This window comes from Myxococcaceae bacterium JPH2, assembly GCA_016458225.1.
GTDB lineage: Bacteria > Myxococcota > Myxococcia > Myxococcales > Myxococcaceae > Citreicoccus.
This window is the reverse complement of the sequence record JAEMGR010000009.1, coordinates 506,048-528,899: the sequence shown is the minus strand read 5'-3', so window position 1 is coordinate 528,899 and position 22,852 is coordinate 506,048. Positions and strand designations below refer to the sequence as shown.

Below are 22,852 nucleotides of genomic sequence, written 5' to 3'. Positions count from 1 at the left end.
GCGCTGGCGGCCAGCGATGGGGGAGCCGACGGAGATGTCGAGCTGGCCGGAGTAGCGAGAGAGGAGCGTCTGCCAGAGGGCGAGGAGGGCCATGAAGGGGGTGACGCCTTCGGCCTGGCAGAAGGAGGCGAGTGCAGAGGACGCAGCGGGAGAGAAGGAGACGGGGACGGAGGCGCCGCGGAAGGACTGGACGGAGGGGCGGGGCCTGTCGGTGGGCAACTCGAGGAGAGCGGGGGCGTCGGCGAGCTGGTGCTTCCAGTAGGCGAGCTGGGCGTCGAGGACGCCGTCACGCAGCCACTGCCGCTGCCACACCGCATAGTCCGCGTACTGAATGGGCAGCGGATCCAAGCGCGGCTCACGCTGCGCATGGAACGCTTCGTAGAGCGCGACCCACTCGCGCACGAGCACGCTCATGGACCACCCGTCGGAGACGATGTGGTGCATCGTCACGAGCAGCACGTGCTCCTGCGAATCCAGTCGCAGCAGTGAGGCGCGGACCAGCGGACTCACGGAGAGATTGAAGGGGCGCATCGCCTCTTCGGTGGCGAGGCGCTGTGCTTCGACGTGGCGCGCGTGCTCGGGCAGCAGGCCCAGGTCATGGCGCTCCAGGGACACGTCCACGGTGGGCGCGATGCGCTGCACGGGCTCGCCCTGCTGGACGATGAACGCGGTGCGCAGGCTCTCGTGTCGGGCCACGAGCGCACGGAAGGCATGCTCCAGCGCCGCGACGTCCAGATCACCCAGCACACGCAAGGCCGCTGGGACGTTGTAGGCCGCGTTGCCAGGCTCGAGCTGATCGATGAGCCACAGGCGCTGTTGCGCGAAGGACAACGGCAGCTCTCCGTCACGCGGAATCGCCACGAGTGCCGGAGCACGCGGCGCCAGGGCACGCCGAGCCTCATCGATGCGTCGCGCGAGAGAGGAGAGAACGGGTGCCTCGAAGACCGTGCGCAGCGACAGCTCGACCCCCATCGTCCCGACGATGCGCGACACGAGCTGCGTGGCCAGGAGGGAGTGGCCTCCCACCTCGAAGAAGTGATCCATCGCGCCGACCTGCTCCACATGCAGCACCTCGGCCCAGAGTGCCGCGAGCGCCACTTCGGTGGGCGTTCCCGGCGCGACGTGGACGGCCGTGGGCGCGGCAACGGGCGCGGGGAGCGCCTTGCGATCCACCTTCCCACTCGGCGTCAGCGGCAGCGCGTCCAGGAGGACGATGGCGGAGGGCACCATGTACTCGGGGAGCTTCTCGTGCAGTCGCTCGCGCAGCGTGGCGCTGTCCACGGTGTTGGCTCCGCGCACGGCGACATACGCCACCAGGCGCTTGTCTCCCGCGCGGTCTTCGCGCGCCACCACCACCGCCTGCTTCACGCCGGGCTGCTGCTCCAGCGCATGCTCAATCTCTCCCAGCTCGATGCGCAGGCCGCGCACCTTCACCTGGAAGTCGACTCGGCCCACGTACTCGACGTTGCCGTCTGGCAGCCACCGGGCCACGTCGCCGGTGCGGTACAGGCGGGCTCCCGGCGTCTCGCTGAACGCGTCGGGGATGAAGCGCTCGGCGGTCAGCTCGGGCCGGCCGAGATATCCCCGGCCCACCTGCACGCCGCCGATGAACAGCTCGCCCGGGACGCCCACAGGCACAGGGCGCAGGTGCGCATCCAGCAGGCGGATCTGCGTGTTGGCCACGGGCCGCCCGATGGGCACGGAGCGACGCGCCTCGGCCGATCCATAAGTGAACGCGGTGACGTCCACGGCGGCCTCGGTGGGGCCATAGAGGTTGTGCAGGTCCACCCAAAGCAGTTCCTGGGAGAATCGCTCCGCGAGCTCCAAGGGGAGCGCCTCGCCACTGCACACCACGTGTCGCAGCGCCTTGCAGCGCTCCGCCATGGGCTCCTCCAGGAACACCTGGAGCATGGAGGGTACGAAGTGCACCGTGGTGATCGCCTCGTCCGCGATGAGCCGTGCGAGATACCCAGGCTCTTGATGGCCGCCGGGCTTCGCGATCACCAAGACCGCTCCGGTCATCAAGGGCCAGAAGAACTCCCAGACGGAGACATCGAAGCTGAACGGGGTCTTCTGGAGGACGGAGTCGTCCTCTCTCAATCGATACGTGTCCTGCATCCACAGCAGGCGGTTGACCACGGCGTCGTGCGTGTTCATCGCGCCCTTGGGCCGGCCCGTGGAGCCCGAGGTGAAGATGACGTACGCCAGCGACTGCGCGGAGGCGAGAGGGGCGGGCGCGTCATGCGGCCTCGCGGCAATCTCCTCCCAGCCGGTATCCAGACACACCACCCGCGATGCATGCGGAGGCAGGCGCGACACCAGCCGCTCCTGCGTGAGGAGCACTGGAGGGTTCGCATCCTCGAGCATCCACGTCAGGCGCTGCGCGGGATACGCGGGATCCAGCGGCACGTATGCGCCTCCCGCTTTGAGCGTGGCCAGCAAGGCCACCACCATCTCCAGCGAGCGTTCGAGGAAGAGGCCGACGCGTACCTCGGGTCCCACCCCGAGCGAACGCAGGTGCCACGCGAGTTGATTGGCTCGCATCTCCAGCTCGTAGTACCTGAGGTGAGCCCCCTCGAAGATGAGCGCCACCCCATCGGGCGTACGCGCCACCTGGGCCTCGAAGCACTGATGCAGGAGCACGTCCCGAGGGAAGTCCGACGCGGCTCCATTCCAATCGCGCAGGAGCTGCTGTCGCTCGGTGTCATCGAGGAGGGGCAGCTCCGCGATGCTCCGCTCCGGCTGGAGGCTGGCGGCCTCCAGGAGCGTGCCGAGGTGTCCGAGCAGGCGGCGAATCGTGGCTGCGTGGAACAGGTCGGTGCTGTACTCCGCGGTGAGGCGCAGGGCGCCTTCGTGCTCGGCGGCGATCAGCGTGAGGTCGAAGCGCGCGGCGCCCCCGTCCACCGGCTGCGTGTCCATGCGCAGGGCGGGGAGCCGGAGCGACGGCAGCGGCGCGTTCTGCAGTACGAACATCACCTGCACGAGCGGCGTGAGGTTCAGGTGCCGCGTGGGCTGAAGCTCCTCCACCAGCTTCTCGAAGGGGATGTCCTGGTGCGCGAACGCCCCGAGCGCGGAGGTGTGCACCCGCTCCATCCACTCCCGGAACGAGGGCGTGCCCGCAAGGGAGGCGCGCAGGGCCAGCGTGTTGACGAACAGGCCGATCAACGGCTCCGTCTCGGCGCGCGCGCGGCCCGCGATGGGCGTGCCGACGGTGAGGTCGTCCCGTCCCGAGTAGCGGTGCAGCAGCACGCCGAAGCCGGCCAGCAACACGGAGAAGAGGGTGCGGCCCTCGCTCGCGGCGAGCGCCTTGAGCGCCTGCGTGAGGGCCGGTGACAACGTTCGGCTCTCACGCGCGCCCCGCGTGGAGAGCATCGGTGGGCGCGTCAGGTCCGTGGGCAGCTCCAGCACCGCGTGCGGATCCAGCTGCGCCCGCCAATAGGCGAGCTGCGTCTGAAGGACGTCCCCCTGGAGCCACTGGCGTTGCCAGGCGGTGTAATCGGAGAAGGTGAGGGGGAGGGGCGGCAAGGTCTCGGCCGCGAGCGCGGTGCGGCCCGCCGCGTAGAGCGCCCCCAGCTCCTGGACGAGCACGCCCATGGACCAGGCGTCCGTGATGATGTGATGGAGGCACACGAGCAGCAGGTGCTCGGTGTCGGATGCGCGGAACAGCACCGTGCGCAGCAGCGGTCCTCGCTCCAGATCGAACGGGCGTCGCGCTTCGGTGTGGATGCGCCGCCACGCCTCGGCCTCGCGCTCGGTTCCGGGCAGCGCCGACAGGTCCACCACCGGCAGTTCCACCTCGAGGGATGGCGCGATGCGCTGGAGCGGCTTGCCGTCCACCTCGACGAAGGTGGTCCGCAGCGGCTCGTGTCGTCGCACCAGCTCCTGTAGCCCGTGACGCAGTGCCTCCGCGTCGAACGGACCACTCAGCCGCACGGCGACGGGCATGTGGAGCGCCGCGTTACCGGGCGCCAGGCGCTCTTGGAACCACATGCGCTCCTGCGCGAACGCGGGGGGAACCTGACGGGGGGCGGCGTTCTTCTCGCGCAGCAGCTCGGTCAAGCGCGCGCGCTTCTGGGCAGGGGTCAGGGCCATCGGACAACAGCTCCTTCACGCCACGCGAATGCATCATTCGCGCGGAAATCGACTTTGGGCGGTTTGGTGGGGAGATGTTCAGTATCCAGCGATCCCAGAATAGGACAGCTTCCCAATGTATTCGTGGGCAGAGTCCCCACCTCTGGGCCTTGACGCGGTCGATTCCCGACGTCAGACCTCAGTCTCTGACATCTGGTAAATTCAAGCCAAGCTGGAATAATGTGCAAATAGCCCAAGAATCGGGTATGGTGGCTGGCCAGTGACCCGGGGCATTCCCAAGGTCGCGAAGAAGGGGGGATTGCCGGAGGTCTCAGCCCTTGAAGGTGTCAGCGACTCCCATCCGCTTCCTGTTGTTCCCCTCGCTGGGCGAGGTGCGTGAGCACGTTCGGGTCGACCTGTTTGGCCGCGCCCTGTCGGAGCGGCTGGGGCGCAAGGTGGTGGTGGAGTTCGCGCCCACCTACGAGATGCTGGAGACCGAGCTGGTGGCGGGCCGCGTGGACATGGCGTGGGGCACCGCTGAGCAGTGCACCGCGTTCGAGGCTCGTGCCCGGGCGGTGCTGCGCGCGGTGCGCTCGGGGAGCTGGAGCTACCACGCGTCGCTGGTGTGCCGGGCGGACGAGCCGCTGACCTTGGAGTCGCTCAGGGGCAAGCGCGCGGCGTGGGTGGCGCCCCGGTCCACGGGAGGTCACCTGTTGGCGGTCGCGCACCTGCGGGCGCATGGGTTGGATCCGGACGTGATCTTCGCGGAGCAGCGCTTCGTGGGGACGTACCGGCGCGCGCTGAACGCGGTCCTCGAGGGCGAGGCGGATGTGGCCGCCACGTTCAGCAATCACCCGGACGAGCATGCGATGCGGGCCACGCTGGCCACCTACGTGGGGCGCGAGGAGCGGCGGCTGCTGCCGTTCTCCTTCACGGGCCCCACGCTGTCGGACGGCATCATCCTCACGCGGCGCCTGTCCGTCACGGACGCGGCCGCGCTGGAAGGCATCCTCACGCGGATGAACACGGATGGCGCGGGCCTGGAGATGTTGATGGGGCCCTTCCGGGTCGAGGGCTTCGTGCGCTCCGAGGATGGGCGCGTGGTGCCGCCGCCCCCAGGCGCGAATCGGAGTGGCGAGTATCTGGTGGCCGAGCTGGACGCGGACACGCGCTGTCGGCGGCTCTGGTCCCCGACGGGGCACGCGTTCGGTCGTTCGCTGCGCGACGCCGAGGGGGCGCTGCTGGTGGACGCGCTGGGAGATGACGCGGCCGGGCCCTTGTTGCCGCTCATCCGCGCGGTGCTGCGCGGGAGCGCGGGCGGCCGTCAGGACTACCGGTTGGAGGTGGCGGGCGAGACGCGCTCGTACGTCGCGGAGGTCACTCCGCATGAGTCCCCGGACGGTGAGGCGGGAGGCCCGCGCTTGGGGCTGCTCGTGCGGGATGTCTCCGGCCTCCGCTCGCTGGAGGACCCGCTGTACCGCCTGGCGTCCTTCCCGCTGCTGCACCCCGAGCCGCTGCTGGAGCTGGGAACGGACGGCGAGCTGCGCTACGCCAATCCGGCCGCCTCCACGGCCTTCCCGGATCTGGTGGCGCGCGGGGACAAGCACCCGTTGGTCTACGCGGCGCTGATGTGGATCTGGCGCGGCGCGCCCGCCGGAGAGCCCGCCCCCACGGTGCATCTGGACGGGCGGTACTGGGAGCTGTCGGTGGCGCAGCTGTGGGACCCGCCGGGCCTGCGCGTGTTCTCGCGCGACGTGACGCTGCGCAAGCAACTGGAGGCGCGGCTCATCCAGTCGGATCGCCTGTCCGCGCTGGGGTCGCTGGCCGCGGCGGTGGGCCATGAGATGAACAACCCGCTGGCCTTCGTGTTGGCCAACCTCTCGTACATGCGCGAGGAGTTGGATCGCCTGAAGGGCTCGCTGCGCGATGGGACCGGCGCGCGCTCGACGGAGCTGGATGGCGTGATGGAGGCCCTGTCGGACACGCTGGAGGGCGCCACGCGGCTCAAGCACATCGTGCAGGACCTGCGGACGCTCTCGCGCAAGCCGCCCGAGCATCAGGCGCGGGTGGAGGTGCAGCCCGTGCTGGAGCACGCGCTCAAGCTCATCCGTGGCGAGCTGCAACACCGCGCGCGCCTGGAGCGTGACTTCCACGAGCTGTCCGCCGTGGACGCGGACGAGGCTCGCCTGAGCCAGCTCTTCCTCAACCTGCTGCTCAACGCCATCCATGCGATGGATCCCGCCGACGCGGCGACCAACGTGCTGCGCGTGGCGGCGTACACCGGCCCGGACGGCGAGGTGGTGGTGGAGGTGCAGGACTCCGGCAAGGGCCTGTCGCCCGAGCTGCTCTCGCGCATCTTCGAGCCCTTCGCCACGGCGCGGCCCAACAGCACCGGGCTGGGACTGTCGGTGAGCCATGCCATCGCCACGGGGCTGGGTGGCACGCTGCGCGCGGAGAGCCGCGAGGGGCGTGGCACCTTGCTCACCGTGACGCTGCCCGCCGCGGCGCAGCTCGCGGATCCGCGCGCCTTGCTCGTGGGGTAGGCGGACCGCGCGGGACGAGCCTGCTGGCCCGGGCCCGAGTCGCTAGACTGCTGGCATGACGAGAGGACGGGTCATGCTTCGAGCAGTGCGAGGGTGGATGTTGGGCGTCATCGCATCGCTGCCGCTGGGCACCGCGGACGCGGCGCCCACCGTGAAGGCGAAGTCCAGCGCGGGGGCGACCCTGAACGCGCTCATCCAGAGCGAGTGGCAGTACCAGCTCGAGCGCAGTCCCACGTACGCCTCGGTGCTGGGCGACCGTCGCTGGAATGACCGTTGGGATGACCGCAGCCTCGCCGGCATCGAGGCGGACCATCAGCACAGCCTGAAGGTGTTGGCGAAGCTCGACGCGGTGGATCGCAAGCAGCTCAGCGCGCGCGAGCTGATCGACTACGAGCTGTTCCGCCGCGACTACGAGACGTGGGTGGAGGAGCACCGCTTCAAGTGGTACCTGCTGCCCACGAATCAAATGGGAGGACTGCCCGAGGGCATCCGTCAGCCGCCGGGCCTCCAGACCGCGTACCAGTTCGCGGACACGCTGCGCTTCGACACGGTGAAGGACTACGAGGACTGGATCGCCCGGCTCGGCTCCTTCGGCACCTACGCGGAGCAGGTGACGGCGCTGATGCGCGAGGGCATTCGCGAGCACCGCGTGCACCCGAAGGTGGCCCTCCAGCGCATCCCGCCCCAGTTGGAGAAGCAGCTCGTGGAGGACCCGACGCGCAGCGGCTTCTACAGCCCCTTCACGCGCTTCCCGGCCAGCTTCTCCGCCTCGGAGCAGGCGCGGCTCGCGGCCGCGGGGAAGGCCGCCATCGCGAGCACGGTGCTGCCCGCGCTCCGCCGCTTCCACGCGTTCCTCACGCAGGAGTACATCGCCGCCGCGCCCGAGCAGGTGGGGGCATGGCAGTTCCCCGAGGGCGCGCAGCTCTATGCCTTCATGGCGCGCACCTTCACCACCACGAGCCTGACGCCCGAGGAGATTCACGCGCTGGGGCTCGCCGAGGTCCAGCGCCTGCGCGCGGAGATGGAGGCGGTGAAGGCGAAGGCCGGCTTCCAGGGCACGCTGCCGGAGTTCTTCCGCTTCCTGCGCGAGGACCCACGCTTCTACTCGACGACGGGCGAGGACTTGCTGATGCGCTACCGGGCGCTCTCCAAGCGCATCGACCCGCTGCTGGTGAAGCTGTTCAAGACGATGCCTCGGCTGCCCTATGGCGTCGAGGCCACGCCGGACGAGATGGCCCCCGACACGACCACGGGCTTCTACTATCCGGCCGCGTCGGATGGCTCGCGCCCCGGCACGTACCTGGTCAACCTCTACCGTCCGGAGACGCGTCCGCGCTGGGAGATGGTTCCCCTCACGCTGCACGAGGCCGTGCCCGGTCACCACTTCCAGACGTCGCTGGCCGCCGAGCAGGCGTCGCTGCCCGAGTTCCGCCGCTTCGGCTACTACGTCGCGTACGGCGAGGGCTGGGCGCTGTACTGCGAGACGCTCGGCGATGAGCTGGGGCTGTACGACGACCCGTACGACAAGTTCGGGCAGCTGGCCTACGACATGTGGCGCGCGGTCCGGCTGGTGGTGGACACGGGCATGCACGCCAAGAAGTGGACCCGTCAGCAGGCCATCGACTACTTCCTGGAGAACTCACCGCGACCGCTGCTCGACATCACCAATGAGATTGACCGGTACATCGTCTGGCCGGGCCAGGCGCTGGCCTACAAAGTGGGGCAGCTCAAGATTCGCGAGCTGCGCACGCGCGCGGAGAAGGCGCTGGGCCCCGCGTTCGACGTGCGCGCGTTTCACGACGTGGTGCTGCTCGATGGCTCGCTGCCGCTCGACGTGCTGGAGCGCAAGGTGGACGCGTGGATCGCCGCGTCCGCGGGTGGTCGCCACATGAACCACTGAGGCGGACCTCCGTCGAAGCAGGGCTCGCTGCGCTGCACCTCGAAGCCGAAGCCCTGGTACCAGTTCCGGTTCGTGGGGCGGGCCGTTTCGAGGAAGCAGGGCTCGCCCTTCGCGTCCACCATCTGGAGGCCCCGGTTCATCAGCCGGGCCCCCAGGCCTTTGCCCTGGGCCCCCGCGTCGATGGCGATGGTGGCCAGGTACCAGTGCTTGGGCGTATGCGGGTGATAGCGGTCGAGCCGGATGAGCGCCTGGAGTCCCAGCCCCGCGCGCCGCGGGAAGTAGCGCAGCGCCGCGGTGGCGGAGGAGAACATGCCCGCCTGCCGACGGAGTGACTGCGGATAGGCGCCCGGACGCAGCCAGGCGGCCAGTCCCAACAGGCGCTTGTCCTCGACGAGCGCGTGCACCACGCCGTACTCGAGGCAATCCACGACGGTGGAGTGATAGACGCGCGACGTCACCACCGCGCGCTTCTCCGCGTCATTGGGGAACAGCTCGGCGAGCAGCGGATAGTCACCGAATGCCCGTGCGCACAGCGGGCCGACTTGATCGATGAACTCCGGCGCAAGCTCCTGGAGCATCACGTTCATGATGCCGCAGAAAATTATCACGAAGGCGCGCGCCGGCCGCTGGCGGACCCCCTTCCGTGAGGGGCCCCGAAGTGCCGGTGAGTGTTCACCGGTGGGCTTGGGACCCCTGACGTCATCGCCGTGAGAACGCCGCGCGGGTTCTCACGGCGAGGTCCGCGCATCAGGCGACGGTTCCGCCCGTGTACAGGCGGCGGTGCTCGCGAATCTCCGCGAGGCGGAAGGTGCCGGGCTCGGGCGTCAGGGCCTCGGGCGCGTCGGGCGCCAGACCCATGAGGCGCTCGTACTCCTCCACGCTGACGCGCTCACGGCGCGCGAGCACCTCCTCCACGCCGGCGCGCGCCATGCGCTCCGCGGCCTTCTCGCCCACCACGCCGGAGTAGAACTCCGCACAGCAGCCGCTGCCGTAGGACAGCAGGCCAATGCGCTGGCCCGCCAGCGTGGCCGCCTCGGCGTCCAGCAGGCCCGTCAGCGCCAGGTACAGCGAGGCGGTGTAGACGTTGCCCACGCGCGCGTTGACGTTCAGTGAACGCGCCACCTGCGCATCGAAGCTGGCGGAGGACTTGGCCACCTCCTCGCGCGCCTCGGGCGTGTTCGGCCCCGGGCCGACCGCGTCCTCCAGGTCACACAGCCGCACCTGCGTGTGCGCCTTGCGGGCCATCTTGCAGAAGGGCACGTGGTACGCGATGCGCGCGAGCTGCTCGCTGGGCATCGTGCCGCCCCAGCGCACCAGCCCCTGCGCCAGCGCGCGCTCGCGCCAGCCCCGGTAGGCGCCCGAGAGCGCGTCCAGGTAGCAGTTGATGGAGTAGTGCCCGTCCACCAGCGCCTCGCGCCGGCCCACCGGGCGCCAGAAGTCATACACGTCGACGGTGCACGCGCCGTTGAGCCCCACGTCCATCGCGAGCAGGTCCGGCTGCTCGGAGACGAGCAGGGCCACCGCGCCGCCACCCTGGGTCGGCTCGCCCGCGGTCTTGATGCCATAGCGCGCGATGTCCGTGCACACCACCAGCGCCGAGCGGCCCGCGCCCGCGCCCGAGGCGATCCACTCCACGGCGGCCATCAGGCCCGCGGTGCCGCCGTAGCAGGCGTGCTGCGCGTCGAAGCTGCGCATGGAGCGCGGCAGCTTCAGCAGGCCGTGCACGTGCGAGGCGATGGGCTTCGAGTGGTCCACGCCCGTCTCGGTGCCCACCACGAGCATGCCCAGCTTCGCGGGGTCCACATCCTGCTGCTTGAGCAGTCGGGCCGCCGCCGTGGCGGCCAGCGCCACCGCGTCCTCGCCCGGATCGTTCACGGCCATCTCACGAGCGCCGAGGCCCGCGGTGTACTTGGCGGGATCCACGCCGCGCGCTCGCGCCAGGTCCTCGATGTCCACGTACCGGCGCGGGACCGCGATGGCCAGCGCCTCGATTCCAACCCGCTTCTTCATGAGTGAACTCCGTCGAAAGTCCTGTGTTGCTTCACGCCTGGGGAGGCACCAGCACCAGCCGGCCCGCGACCTCGCGGTTCTCCAGCCGGAAGTGCGCGCGCGAGGCATCCGCCAGCGGCACCGTCTCCGACACGAACGGACGAATCTTCCCCGCCGCCGTCAGCCGCAGCGCCTCGTCCAGCTCGTCGCGCGTGGTCGCGTAGGCGCCGAGGATCTCCAGCTCCTTCACGATGACGAGCCCGGGGTTGAGGTTCACCACGCCCGACTCCAGGTTGCCCACCACCGCCACGCGACCGCCCGGGGCCATGGCCTTCATCGTCTGGTCGAACGTCGCGCTGCCCACGATTTCAATGGCCACGTCCACGCCGTTGCCCTGCGTGCGCTTGCGGACCTCGGACGCGAAGTCCAGGCCGCGCGAGACGATGACCTCGTCCGCGCCCGCCTCGCGCAGCGCCTGCACCTTGGCCTCGCCCGAGGTGATGGCGATGACGCGCGCGCCGTCCACCTTGGCGAGCTGCACCGAGGACAGGCCCACGCCGCCGCTGGCGCCGGTGATCAGCACCGTCTCGCCCGCCTGGATGCGCGCCCGCGTGCGCAGCGTGTGCACCGCCGTGCCGGTGGTGCAGCACACCGTGGCGGCCTCGGCCCAGGGCAGGCCTTCGGGCACGCGGCCCAGGCCCGCCACCGGCGCGACCATGAACTGCGCGTAGCCGCCCTGGAGCTCCTCGCCGAAGAAGCGGTTGTCGCGCTTGCAGAGGCTGTTGCGGCCGGAGCGGCAGAGCGCGCACTCGCCACAGGACAGGCGCTGGAGCGTGGCGGCGCGATCGCCCACCTTCCAGCCCGGCGTGTCCGGGCCCACGTCCACGACCTCGCCCGCGGCTTCGTGGCCGAGGATGGCGGGGACATGCGTGCGCGGCAGGTTGCCTCGGCGGTTGATGACGTCGTGGTAGCAGACGCCGCACGCGTGCACTCGCAGCAGCACTTCACCGCGTCCCGGGCTGGGAACCGGGACGTTCTCAAGGCGCAGGTTTCCTGCATCGCCGAACTGGCGAAGGACAACGGCTTCCATCTTCGTGCCTCTCTGGTGACTAACGGGTATGCGGGTGCTTCAGGCCCCCACGAGCGAGTCGCGGAGGTTGCGCGGATCCAACGCGCGGATGGCCGACAGGGTGCGCGAGTCGGGGAGCGGGGTGACGGGCAGCGTGTCCGGCACGGTGAACTCGAAGCCGGTACGCTCGGCGATGGTCTCCACCTGGGCCCAGGGGTGCCGCGCCAGCAGCTTCGCGCCGTCGCTGCCCAGCTCGAACACGCCCAGGTCGGAGATGAGGCGCACGGGCCGGCGCGGGTCGCGCGTGGTGGCCACCTGCACCTCGGGCACCAGGTTGCGCCGCGACTGCCGGGGGACGAGCAGCACCGGCCGGCGCACCCACTGGCGCAAGGTCGCCGCGCCCGCCACGCCCGGGAACTTGCTGCGCGGGCGCTCCAGGCTGCCCGACGCGGTCATGTTGGTGCGGCCCGTGGCATCCACCTCGGCCGCGCCGAAGAAGACGGTGTCCACGCGCCCGCGCCGCGCATGGTCGAAGAGGTCCGGGATGGACACCTCCGCCGAGCGGCCATCCAGGTAGCCCAGGTCCTCGGACGAGGGGAACAGCGAGGGCAGGTCGGGATCCAACGAGCCCACGCAGGCGATGTACGTGAGCCCCGGCGCGTGCGTGGCCTTCGCCACCGCGATGGCCAGGATGGGCAGGGGAGAGGCCACGCCCGTGGCGACCACCGCGTCCTCTTCAATCTCCCGCGCCAGCAACGAGACGACCGTCTCCGCCGGCGTCGCATCCATCATCAAGGCCGTCATGCCGCGCTCCGGGTGGTCCGCATCGCTTGGAGGAACTCCTGCTCCTGGCCGTGCTCGGCGAGCGCCAGGTAGCGCGCGAGGGCCTCGTCGTCATGCGGGTACAGGCCCGTGCAGCCGGTGGGCAGGGCGCCGCCTCGCGCGAGCGCCACGCGCTCCACCTGGAAGCCGGGAATCGTCACGCGCGGCAGGCGCTCCACGCGCTCCTCCGCGGTGGCGATGACTCGCCGGGCCGCGCCCGCCACGAGCAGGTCCGTGGTGGGGTCCTCGATGAAGAGGTTGCCGCGCTCGTCCGCCGCGCGGGCGTGGATCAGCGCCACGTCCGGGTAGTACGCGGGCTCCACCGGAACACTCTCTCCGGTGAACGGATCCACCACGCGCAGCGGCGGCTCCGCGTCCGCGAGCGCGGACACATCCGAGTCCGGCGCGGGCAGGAACGGCACGCCCATGGACGCGGCGCGAAGCCGCTGGACGATGCGGTAGCCGTCATGCTCACGCCACGCGACGGTGCCCTGCTCGATGGCGCGCTTGAGGCACGGCATGGGGCGCACGCGGCCCGCGAGGCTCAGCGCGCCGAAGGGCAGCTCCACGCGCGCCAGACACCCGCCGGCCATGAGGAACTCGGCGGGCAGGGGATTGGGAAGGGAGATGAGGCTCAGGCCGCGCTTGCCCTGGGCGATGAGTTCCATCACCAGCGCCATGGGCGCCCGGCCCAGCATGAATCCACCCGTGGCGAGCGACGCGCCGTCCGGGATGGAGGCCACGGCCTCCGTCAACGTGCACCAGCGAGGCGACTTCACGACGCGTCCCCCGTGGCGGTGCGGGGCACCATGCGAAGCGGCGCGACTCCAGAGTCCGGAGCGGGGGCGGCGGCCTGTGCGGAGAGCCCGGGCAGGAGCAGGTCCACCATCCCGTCGGCGATTTGATCGTCCGTCAGCCGGCCGTCCGGCTTGAACCACTTGTAGACCCAGAGAATCATCCCCAGGAACGAGAACGCCGCCACCGTGGGGTCCACCGGGCGGATGAGGCCCTGGCGCGCGGCCTCGGCGAAGGCCTCCTCGAGGAACCGCACGTAGCGCTTCTTGCGCCGGTCGATGAACTCGCGGGGCTCACCGGTCAGGGTGGCGTGCTCGTGGAGGATGATGATGACCTCCTTGCTGCACCCGCGCGTCACCAGGTGGATGTTGTGCCGCATGCACCCGCGCAGGCGCTCCAGCGGATCCGCCACGTCCTGGACGTGCGCGAGGACCTGCTCCTCGAACACGTCCATCCCGTAGTTCATGATGGCGAAGAGCAGCTGCTCCTTGTTCTGGATGTGGTGGTAGAGCCCCGCCTTCGTCATCCGGCACGCGGCGGCGATCTCCTGCATCGACGTGCCCTCGTAGCCGCGTTCGCAGATGAGGCGCGCCGCCGTCTCCAGGATGGCCCGGTACCGCTCCCCCTCATCTGGCCTGCGCCCCGACTGCGTCATGTGCGTGTCCTCCACTCCCACCGGGCGTTTGCCCCGTGGTGACCAACCGACCGGTAGGTTACCGACCGGTAGGTAGCACTGGCTGACGCGAACCGTCAACGTCCCAATCCGGTGACATGTCGGCCTGGAAACGGGAGAGCAGGCGAGCGGGGTGGTGCGGATAGGCTGCGCGTTCCATGCGGTCGGCGCTGATTCCCGTGTTGCTGTTGTGCGTGGCGCTCACCAGCGTGGGGGCGGGAGTGTTCACCGTCTTGCAGCGCAACCGGGCGGCCCTGGTCCACCAGCTTGCGGTGGAGCGCCGGGCCCAGCTCGACGAGGCGACGCGGGGGGTGGCCGAGGCGCTGGAGGATGTGGGTGACAAGCTCCGCTTCGCCGGGGAGCTGATGTCCCAGCCGGGCAGCGCCGCCGAGCACAAGCGGGAGCTGCGGGCGCTCCTGGAGGCGGTGGGCCAGTACCGGGCGATCGCCACCTATGACGGGGCCGGCACGGAGAAGCTTCGGCTGGTGGACCGGCGCGCGGATGCGCTGGTGAGCCGGGGGACCTACTTCGCCGGCATGGCGGACACGGCGCGGCGTGCCCTCCAGCGGCCTCCTGGTGACGTCACCACGTCCGGGTCGCTGGAAGGGGATGCGGGGCGGCTGCGGGTGCTCGCCACGGCCCTGCCCGCGCCCGAGGGGCGGCCCCAAGGCGCGGTGGCCGTGCTGGTGGATACCGCGGCGTTCTTCGCGCCGCTGCGCATCGTCTCGTCGGATCCGGACGTGCGCCTGTTGTGGGTGGGGACGCACGGCCTGCCCGCGTCGTCGAGCGATCCCTCCCTGGCGGATTGGTTTCGCCGGGTGGGGGAGGGAGACGCGGGCGTGCCTGCGTTCGCGGCGCTGGTGGCGCGTCTTCGCGCGGGGGAGCGCGGCACGGCGCAACTGGGCGAGCGGGAGGCGGAGAAGCTGGGCCTGGGCCGCGCGGACGCCGTGGCCGTCTTCACGCCCATCCGCATGCGGGGCGGTACCACCTGGACCGCGGCGATGCTCGTGTCCACCGCGACGTTGCGCACGCATGAGCGAGGCCTCGTGTGGCGCCTGGCCTTGGCGGCGGCGCTCGTCTCGCTCTTCCTGGTGGCCTTCGCGGTCTACGTGGTGCGTGCGCAGCGTCGCTCCGCTGCCCTGCGCGAGAGCCGCCGACACGCCGAGCAGCTCGCGCACCTGCACGACAAGACGCAGAAGATCCTCGACAACATCCCCACCGGAGTCCTGGCGCTGTCGGCCGATGGGCGCATCAGCACCGTCAACCAGGCGCTGCGCTCGCGCATGCCTCCCTTCGCCACGGGCGCTCCCCTGGAGGCGGCGTTTCCCCAGGCGCCGGAGCCCATGTTGGAGCGGCTGCGCGCGCTGGTGCGAGCGGCCACGGGCGAGTCCCGGCCACGCAGCCTGTTGGGCGAGCCGCTGTCTCTCTTTGGCGAGGAGGCGCCGTACAACGTGCACGCGGTGCCCCTGGAGGTGAGCGACCCCGAGGTGCGCGTGCTGCTGGTGGTGGAGGACCTGAGCGACGTGCGCGCGCTGGAGACGCAGCTGCTGCGCGCCGAGAAGCTCGCGACGGTGGGCGTGCTCGCCGCGGGCATCGCGCATGAGATTGGTACGCCGCTGGGCGTGGTGCGCGGCCGGGCCGAGTACGTGCTGGGAAAGCTGGGCGCGGAGCATCCGCAGTCGCCGGGGGTGGCGGTCATCATCGAGCAGATTGATCGCGTGAGCCGCACGCTCCGGCAGCTCCTGGACTTCTCTCGACTGCGGCCCACGATGCTGCGGCCGGTGTCGCTGGGGCCCATCGCTCGCGATGTCCACGAGCTGCTGCGCGTGGAGGCCGAGCGCCGTCAGCTTCACCTGGAGCTGGAGGTGCCCGAGGCGCTGCCCTCCCTGGCCGCGGATCCGGATCAGCTCCAGCAGGTGCTGGTGAACCTGGCGCTCAATGCCTGTGACGCGTGTTCGGCGGGCGGGACGGTGCGGGTGTCCGCGTCGGTGCCGGACGGCGCGGATGAGGGACCCTGGGGCTTGGTGGCGCTGCGCGTGAGCGACAACGGCTGCGGCATCCCCCGCGAGAGCCTCAATCAGGTGTTCGATCCGTTCTTCACGACGAAGAAGCGCGGGCAAGGCACGGGGCTGGGGCTCACCATGGTGGCCCACGTCGTGCGAAACCATGGGGGCCGCGTGGAGCTGGAGAGCGAGCCAGGTCGGGGCACGCAGGTCAGCGTGTTCTGGCCCGCCGCGCGGCCGCCCGATACCGAGGAACGACATGCCGTCTGAACAGCGCATCCTGGTCGTGGACGACCACGTCGAAATGGGTCGCATGCTCCAGGAGCCGCTCCAGGACGCGGGCTACCGCGTGGAGCTGGCGACCGGCGGCGCCGAGGCGCTCAAGCTCTTGCGCACGCGTCCCTATGACGCCGTGTTGTCCGACCTGCGCATGGCCCAGGTGGATGGCCTGGACGTGCTGGATGGCGCGCGCGCGGTGGACCCCGAGCTGCCCGTGCTGCTGATGACGGCCTTCGGCGGCGTGGAGAGCGCGGTCGAGGCCATGCGTCGCGGGGCCTATCACTACTTCACCAAGCCCTTCCGATTGGACGAGGTGCTGCTGTACCTGCGTCGCGCGCTGGAGGACCGTCAGCTGCGCGCGGAGCACCGGGCCCTGAAGCAGGCGTCCACCGAGCGCCGCGGCGTGGGCGCGCTGGTGGGCAAGGGCGCGGCGATGCGGGGGCTGTACGCGCTCCTGGACCGCGTGGCGCACGCGAGCGCGCCGGTGCTGCTGCGCGGCGAGAGCGGCAGCGGCAAGGAGCTGGTGGCCCGCGCGCTCCACTCGGAAGGCGAGCGCGCGTCGGGTCCATTCGTGGCCGTCAACTGCACGGCGCTGCCCGCGCAGCTCCTGGAGAGCGAGCTGTTCGGCCACCTCAAGGGCGCCTTCACCGGAGCCACCGCCGCGCGGCGCGGCCTCTTCGTGGAGGCCGACGGCGGCACCTTGTTCCTGGACGAGATCGGCGACATGCCCACCGAGCTGCAGGCCCGCCTGCTGCGCGTGCTGGAGAACGGTGAGGTGCGCGCGGTGGGCTCCGACACCAGCCGCACCGTGGACGTGCGCATCGTCGCCGCGACCCACCAGGACCTGGAGACGCGCGTGCGCGAAGGTCGCTTCCGCGCCGACCTCTTCTATCGCCTCAATGTCGTCACGCTCCGCGTCCCACCGCTGCGTGAGCGCAAGGAGGACATCCCGCTTTTGGTGGAGCACTTCATCGCGCGCTCGCGTGCCCGCAATCCGCGCTCCCTCGTGGCGGCGTTCTCACCCGAGGTCGTGGCGCTGCTCGGCGCTCAGTCCTGGCCCGGCAATGTGCGCGAGCTGGAGAACCTGGTGGAGCGGCTGGTGGTGCTCGTGCCGCAGGAGACGGTGGACGTGGACACGCTGCGCCTGCACGCCCCCTCGGCGGGACCGGAGTCCCATCCGCTCGCCGTCGCGCAGGACGAGCTGTGGCCGCTGCGCCGCTTGGAGGGGGAGTACATCGCGTGGATGGTGGCGCGCTGCGGCGGGAACAAGACGCGCGCCGCCGAGGTGCTCGGCATCGATGTCTCCACCATCCACCGCCGAGAGCGGGAAAAAGGGGAGGTCCCGGGGGGCCGGTAGGCGTGGCCGTCGCTCGTCCTGGCGGGTCGATGAGGGTGCAATCTCATGCAGCCACGTCCCGTCGTGGCGGAGGCAGACCCTGTCATGCGTTTTCGTTCGCTCGCGGTCCTCGTCGTGGGGGCGGTGTTGGCGGTTGGCTGTGGAAAGGACCCCGTGGGGACGTCGTCCTCGGTGGGCATCAACCTGAAGTCGAAGGCCAGCGACATCAAGAGTGGCACCATCGAGCAGGACAAGAGCATCACCTCGGAGTCGAGCAATCCCTATGGCGCGTTCGTCAATGACGCGCGCGCGAAGCTGGATGGGCACGACCCGTCGCGCATCACGGTGTCCTCGCTGACGCTGCTCCTGGGAGCCCAGTCCACCGGCGTCACGGCCCTGGAGCAGGTGTTCTCGGGCAAGGTCGAGGTCCTCTTCGTGATGAACGACACCAACAACACCTTCCCGGTGGGCAGCATCCAGGCCCCCACCGGCACTGGCCCGGTGTCTCTCACGGTCGCCTTCGACTCGGACACGATGGGCGCCGAGGACCGCGCCAAGCTGCTGAACGGGAGCTTCAAGACGGTCATCCGTGGGCCGGCCACCGCGGGCTTCACGTCCAGTGGCTCGGCGGTCGCGGACCTCCAGCTCAGCTTCGTCTTCGAGGCGTTCGAGTAGGCCACCCTGGCAAAGCACCACGCCTGCCCTGGCGGAATGCCAGGGTGGGTGGGGTGCCGCCCCCGTCGCTCCGACGGCGAGGCTCCGGGCACGAGGGTTGCTGTACCCCGGCCCGTGGAGCCCGCCCGCAGCGCCCGCGCCCTGTTGCTGGGTGCGGATGACTCACTTGCCGCCCTGATGTCGGATGTCCTCGCGGACCTGGGCATCGCCCTGGCTCCGCGCGAGGAGCCGTCAGGGGGCGGGTGGGATGTGGTGCTCGCGCATGTGGAGCGGGGGGCGGCCATCCTCCCCGTCCTGCAGCGAGCGCGGGCCCAGGCGGCCCAGGCCCCGGTGCTCGTCCTCGTGCCCTTCTCGGATGAGCGGCTCGTGCAGCTCGCGCTCCGGCTCGGGGCGCGGGGGTGCTTCGCGCTGGGGCGTCCCTTGCAGGAGCTGCGCGACATGTTGCGCGCAGAACTTCCCGTTCTCTCTCCGTCCCCGTCCGGAGGCGCACCGTGATTGAACACACCGCCGTTCCCGTGTTTCCCGCCCTGCCATCTTCCGAGCGTCGTGTCGCTCCTGTCGCGGAGCGCGCCGAGGTCGCGCTGTTCCAGGCCCTGGACCTGCGCGTGACGTCGGAGCGGCTCGTGGTGCAGGGGCGTGCCTGGATGCTGGGGGACGTCTTCCAGGTGGAGACCGTACGCCGCTCGCCGCGCATGTGGCCCCTGCTGGTGGCGATGCTCTTCTGCGGCGCGGTGGCGCTTCCCCTGGTCGTGGTCCTGGGGCGCTGGGAGCTGGTGACGGCGGGGGCGCTGGAGGCCGCGCGAGTCCTCGTCGCGCTGACGTTCTTCTCGTCGCTCGCCCGCCTGTTGCTCGCGGAGGACACCTATTCGCTGGTGCTCACGCTGCCGGGGGGCGCGAAGTCCGTGTTCAGCAGCCGGGACTCGCAGCTCGTCGCGCGTCTGGCCGCCGCGGTGAACGAGGCCCTCACGAGCCGTGGGCGCCGCTGAGGCGCGGGCCTCGGCTTCGCCGGCGCTCGGCTTCCAATCGCTCGTAGATGGGGCGCAGGTGGCGCTCTGTCTGCGCGCGAGCCTCAGGGGAGAGGCCTCGCGCCTTCTCCTCCCGGTTCTCCTCGAAGGGCAGCACGGGGTTCTTCGCGTCGCGTCCCGCGACCTCTCGCAGGTGCTCGCGCTCCTCGGTCGTGAGCTTCAAGTCGAACAGCTCGGGCAGCAGGTCCGCCGCGGACGCGTGGAGCTGGGCGAAGTCGACCAGCCTCGCGGGGGCGTCGCGTCGTTGCTGGAAGGATTGGAGCCCGGCTTCGCAGATGCGGGCCAGCATCCGCGCGCCGTACTCGTCCATGGACGTCGTGGGCAGGCCCGAGGCTTCGAGCAGATCCTGCCCCAGCGCGCCCGGCAGCATGTGCGCGCCGCGATGCTTCGCGTGTGAGGCCATCACCTCCAGCGGCTCGCGATAGAGGAACAGCCAGGGCACTCCAGGGAACGCGCGCTGGAACAGCGGCAGCTCCAGCGCATGCCACGCATCCAGCTTGAGGAACACCGCCGACTCCTCCGGGTGACGCCGCTGGCCGAGCGCCGCGACCACCGCCTGGAGCCAGAGGATCCGCTGGTCCTCCGTGATGCCGGGCAGGTCGTGGTGCGCACGCAGCACGGTGTCCACGGGGCCTGCCTCGGAGAGGACGACATGGCGGGGCAGCGCCGCGAGGAGCTGCGCGAGGAGCGTCGAGCCACAGCGGGACATGTGGAAGACGAGCCCGCGCACGGGCAGCCCGGGGCGCACGCGTCGACGCTCGACCAAGGCGTCGATGGACGTCCGGTGCTGGAAGAGCAGGGCGAAGGGATGGCGCAGCCGGTCCTCGATGCTCTGGTCGAAGAACGGGGCCGTGAGGCGCTCGGAGCCCAGGTGGCACCAGTCCACCTGGAGTCCCCCCGCGCCCGCGTGGACGCGGATGGGGGCCCAGTCGTCGTCCAGCGGTGGCACGGTGGCCTTCGGGGTCATATCCACCGCTCGCGCCAGGTGCGGCGCGCTGTGTCCATGGCGTCTCTCAAATCCGACTCGGTGAGAGGACAGCCCTGCTCGGCGCTCAGGCGTTGGGCGAGCACGAGGAACGTGGCGAGGTCCGGTGTGTCCCGCAGGGCGCGCTGAAGGGCGGGGTCCGCGAGGACGCGTGCGTGAAAGTGCTCGAAGGCCTCACGCGACACGGAGGCTCTCGGCGCGGGCCTGCTCGAAGATGCCGCGCAGCCAGTCATCCACGACGCAGTCGAGCACGAGGTGCACGCGGTCCGTGTCGCTGGGGTTGTCCACGCGATGGGGGAGGTTGAGATCCATGTACCAGCACTCGCCTGGCAGGAGGCGCACGCGCTGCCCCGCGACGAAGAAGGCCACCTCCGGGTGCGTGACGATGGGGACGTGCAGGCGCACCTCGCCGTCATCGAAGCCGAGGTTGTAGTCGGTGTGCTCGCGGATGTGCGCGCCCGCCGCGAGCTTGAGCAAGCGCGCCGAGCCAATGGGGCAGGAGAACGCGGAGAGGACATCCTGGAACGCGGGGCATGCCGCCAAGAGCGGCGTGTCCTCGTAGCGCTCCAGTCCCGTCGGGTCCGGGTAGAGGGCCTGCGCGGAGCCCGCCACCGCGCGCAGGGGCACGCCGCTCCACTCCCCCTCGTAGTTCATCGTGTTGAAGTGACGGACCCATGTCCCCACGGGGAGGCTCGCGAGATCCGCTTGGAGCCGAGCGACATCGAACTGGAACGGCAAGCGCAGGCGGTCCGGCATCGTGCGCGACGACGACATGAGGCGGCGCTCCTTTCCGGGCATGCCCGGCGTCCCCGCGTTCTACACCGGGCCGGCCCGCGCGAGCCATGGGTGGAGCCTCAGTCCCCCGAGCGCCCGCGACGCTCCGCCTTGGCCTTGGCCAGCGCCGTCTGCGCGCGCGCCAGGGTGCCTTGGGGATCCTCCTCGCCGTTGAGGCTCACCGCCGCCGAGACGAGTCCAGGTCCACCGGGGGCGTCGTGGAGTTGCTGCCGCACCGCCTCGGTACCCACCGCGTCCACGCCGGGGAGCGCGACCAGCAGCGTTCCTCCCTCCCAGCGCACCGCGAACGCGGGCGCCTGGGACAGGGCCTCCGCGCGCCGCGCGACGTCTCGCAGCGCGGCGTCTCCCGCGTCGAAGCCGCGCGCCGCGTTCAGTCGTCCCAGGCCCACGAGGTCCACGAGCACCACACTGATCGGCAGGCCCTCTCGGCGGCACCGGCCCATCTCCTTCAGCAAGCGCTCCTCGCCCGCGCGGCGCTGGGCCAGCCCTGTCAGCGCATCCACGCGCAGCAGCCGCTCCCGCTCCTCGCGCAGCCCGTGCGGCGCGGCGGCGTCCACGAGCGACAGCAGCTGGGCCACCCCACCCGGGACGAGGAAGGGACGGGCCACCCAGCGCACCACGCGCGGTTGGGGGCGCTCCAGGGCCAGTGTCAGGTGCAACCCGCGCGAGGACTCGGAGGCCAGGTCGAGCTGTCGCACCGTCGCGCTGGGATCCGCGGTGAGATCGGCCACGTGACGACACAGCGCCTCGAAGCCCATGCCCACCAGCCGCTCCGCCGGAAGGCCCAGCAACTCCGCCAGCGCCGAGTTGGCGGCGTAGGGCTTGCGCCCCGGTCCCACGAGGAGCGCGGGCACATCCAGCGCCTGCACCGCGCCACGCACCAGCGCGAGCGCCGTGGCCTGCGTGAGCGGTGGCTCCGTGCGCGCGGGGGCCGCGTCGGTGGGACGTGAGCGCGTGCTCCGCGACTCCAGGTCTCCGGCCACGCGCGCGGCCAGCTCGCGCAGCGCGGCGAGATCCTCCGGCCCGAGCGTCAGCGGGCGCGTGTCCACGACGCACAGCGAGCCCAACACCACGCCTTGCGCGGTGACGAGCGGCGCGCCCGCGAAGCTGCCGAGGACGCCCTCACGCACCAGGGGCTGGTCGCGGAACACGGGGTGTCGCGGGGCATCCGAGACCACCATCGCCTCGCGGCCCTGCACGGCCTGATGACAGAAGGACCAGTCGCGCGGCGCGCCGCGTTCTCTCGCCAGGTTCGCCGGCAGGTCCACGTGGGCCTTGAACCACTGGTGCTTGCCCAGCACGAGCGTCAGCAGCGCCACGGGCACGCCGAAGGCACAGGCCACCTCGGTGACCAGCTCCTGGAGGTGCTCCTCCGGAGGCAGGTCGTCCTCCATCCGCAGGGCCTCGAGGCGGGCTCTCTGCCCGTCGACATCGTCGGGTGCACCGTCCTGCGTGGGCGGCTCGGTGGAGCGTGGCCCTCCCGTCAAGGCGTGGCGCACCGCCTCTCGCACCGAGTCCATCGGGGCCCGGCGCCCGAGCAGCCCGTGGATTCCGAGCGAGTCCTTGAGCTGCCACGCGCGCACGCGCAGCTCGTCGAAGGCGGTGACGACCACCGCGGCGGTGTCCGTCGAGTCCGAGCGCTCGCGCAGCCACGTCAGCAGCGCGAAGCCATCCAGGCGGGGCAGGGCGAGGTCCGTCACCAGCAGGGCCGGTGCCCCGCGCTGCTGGATGGCCTCGCGGGCCTCCTCGCCGTCGCGCGCCACATGTCCCTCCATGCCCTCGCTGGTGACGAGCGAGAGGAGGCTGGCGGCACGATGCGGATCCGGTTCGGCGATGAGGGCGTAGCGCGCCATGGGCTCCTGTCCTGCTTCCACGGACATCGGACTGCTTCG

General features: G+C 70.9%; 18 protein-coding genes. 7 read left to right on the top strand and 11 right to left on the bottom strand.

Going from position 1 to position 22,852, the window contains the following annotated elements:
• A partial coding sequence (locus JGU66_17415) for an amino acid adenylation domain-containing protein (GenBank protein ID MBJ6762553.1) occupies nucleotides 1–4,086 on the bottom strand: 4,086 nt, incomplete at its 3' end.
• A gap of 323 nt (nucleotides 4,087–4,409) precedes the next feature.
• On the opposite strand from JGU66_17415, the gene JGU66_17410 reads away from it, so the two are divergent.
• Together JGU66_17410 and JGU66_17405 are read left to right on the top strand one after the other, a co-directional pair.
• Nucleotides 4,410–6,614 carry a PhnD/SsuA/transferrin family substrate-binding protein gene (locus tag JGU66_17410; protein MBJ6762552.1) on the top strand — a complete coding sequence of 735 codons (2,205 nt, stop codon included), beginning with the start codon at nucleotides 4,410–4,412 and terminating at the stop codon, nucleotides 6,612–6,614.
• A 73-nt stretch (nucleotides 6,615–6,687) separates the two neighbouring features.
• Nucleotides 6,688–8,514 carry a DUF885 domain-containing protein gene (locus JGU66_17405; protein ID MBJ6762551.1) on the top strand — a complete coding sequence of 609 codons (1,827 nt, stop codon included), beginning with the start codon at nucleotides 6,688–6,690 and terminating at the stop codon, nucleotides 8,512–8,514.
• Here JGU66_17405 and JGU66_17400 read toward each other — a convergent pair.
• The 6 genes from JGU66_17400 to JGU66_17375 form a co-directional block, all read right to left on the bottom strand.
• Complete coding sequence (locus JGU66_17400; protein ID MBJ6762550.1) at nucleotides 8,409–9,101, bottom strand: GNAT family N-acetyltransferase; 693 nt, start codon at nucleotides 9,099–9,101, stop codon at nucleotides 8,409–8,411. The genes JGU66_17405 and JGU66_17400 overlap by 106 nt on opposite strands.
• A gap of 160 nt (nucleotides 9,102–9,261) precedes the next feature.
• Nucleotides 9,262–10,524 (bottom strand): hydroxymethylglutaryl-CoA synthase family protein, encoded by a 1,263-nt coding sequence (locus JGU66_17395; GenBank protein ID MBJ6762549.1) that lies wholly within the window; start codon nucleotides 10,522–10,524, stop codon nucleotides 9,262–9,264.
• Nucleotides 10,525–10,555: 31 nt separating this feature from the next.
• The gene (locus JGU66_17390; protein MBJ6762548.1) at nucleotides 10,556–11,593 is read right to left on the bottom strand and encodes a zinc-binding dehydrogenase; all 1,038 of its coding nucleotides are present in this window, start codon (nucleotides 11,591–11,593) and stop codon (nucleotides 10,556–10,558) included.
• A gap of 39 nt (nucleotides 11,594–11,632) precedes the next feature.
• Entirely contained in the window at nucleotides 11,633–12,376 is a 744-nt protein-coding gene (locus JGU66_17385; protein MBJ6762547.1) for a glutaconate CoA-transferase, read from the bottom strand.
• Nucleotides 12,373–13,173 (bottom strand): CoA transferase subunit A, encoded by an 801-nt coding sequence (locus JGU66_17380; protein MBJ6762546.1) that lies wholly within the window; start codon nucleotides 13,171–13,173, stop codon nucleotides 12,373–12,375. Before JGU66_17380 ends, JGU66_17385 begins: the two co-directional genes overlap by 4 nt.
• A complete protein-coding gene (locus JGU66_17375) occupies nucleotides 13,170–13,844 on the bottom strand; it encodes a TetR family transcriptional regulator (protein MBJ6762545.1) in 675 nt (224 codons plus the stop codon). The genes JGU66_17380 and JGU66_17375 overlap by 4 nt, the downstream gene beginning before the upstream one ends.
• 176 nt (nucleotides 13,845–14,020) lie before the next feature.
• Here JGU66_17375 and JGU66_17370 point away from each other — a divergent pair, with 176 nt between their 5' ends.
• From JGU66_17370 to JGU66_17350, 5 genes are all read left to right on the top strand, one after another.
• On the top strand, nucleotides 14,021–16,135 hold the full coding sequence (locus tag JGU66_17370) for a PAS domain-containing protein (GenBank protein MBJ6762544.1): 2,115 nt from the start codon (nucleotides 14,021–14,023) through the stop codon (nucleotides 16,133–16,135).
• The gene (locus JGU66_17365; GenBank protein ID MBJ6762543.1) at nucleotides 16,125–17,501 is read left to right on the top strand and encodes a sigma-54-dependent Fis family transcriptional regulator; all 1,377 of its coding nucleotides are present in this window, start codon (nucleotides 16,125–16,127) and stop codon (nucleotides 17,499–17,501) included. Before JGU66_17370 ends, JGU66_17365 begins: the two co-directional genes overlap by 11 nt.
• 84 nt (nucleotides 17,502–17,585) lie before the next feature.
• On the top strand, nucleotides 17,586–18,155 hold the full coding sequence (locus tag JGU66_17360; protein MBJ6762542.1) for a hypothetical protein: 570 nt from the start codon (nucleotides 17,586–17,588) through the stop codon (nucleotides 18,153–18,155).
• Between the two features lie 114 nt (nucleotides 18,156–18,269).
• Nucleotides 18,270–18,650, top strand: coding sequence for a DNA-binding response regulator (locus tag JGU66_17355; GenBank protein MBJ6762541.1), 381 nt, complete (start codon nucleotides 18,270–18,272; stop codon nucleotides 18,648–18,650).
• The gene (locus JGU66_17350; protein MBJ6762540.1) at nucleotides 18,647–19,141 is read left to right on the top strand and encodes a hypothetical protein; all 495 of its coding nucleotides are present in this window, start codon (nucleotides 18,647–18,649) and stop codon (nucleotides 19,139–19,141) included. The genes JGU66_17355 and JGU66_17350 overlap by 4 nt, the downstream gene beginning before the upstream one ends.
• Here JGU66_17350 and JGU66_17345 read toward each other — a convergent pair.
• The 4 genes from JGU66_17345 to JGU66_17330 form a co-directional block, all read right to left on the bottom strand.
• Entirely contained in the window at nucleotides 19,119–20,147 is a 1,029-nt protein-coding gene (locus tag JGU66_17345; GenBank protein MBJ6762539.1) for a sulfotransferase family protein, read from the bottom strand. The genes JGU66_17350 and JGU66_17345 overlap by 23 nt on opposite strands.
• On the bottom strand, nucleotides 20,144–20,350 hold the full coding sequence (locus tag JGU66_17340; protein ID MBJ6762538.1) for a Nif11 family protein: 207 nt from the start codon (nucleotides 20,348–20,350) through the stop codon (nucleotides 20,144–20,146). The genes JGU66_17345 and JGU66_17340 overlap by 4 nt, the downstream gene beginning before the upstream one ends.
• Nucleotides 20,340–20,921: an aspartyl/asparaginyl beta-hydroxylase domain-containing protein gene (locus tag JGU66_17335; protein MBJ6762537.1), complete on the bottom strand. Its 582-nt coding sequence runs from the start codon at nucleotides 20,919–20,921 to the stop codon at nucleotides 20,340–20,342. Before JGU66_17335 ends, JGU66_17340 begins: the two co-directional genes overlap by 11 nt.
• Before the next feature lie 98 nt (nucleotides 20,922–21,019).
• Nucleotides 21,020–22,813, bottom strand: a complete 1,794-nt coding sequence (locus JGU66_17330; GenBank protein ID MBJ6762536.1) for a diguanylate cyclase — start codon at nucleotides 22,811–22,813, stop codon at nucleotides 21,020–21,022.
• Between the last annotated feature and the right edge of the window lie 39 nt (nucleotides 22,814–22,852).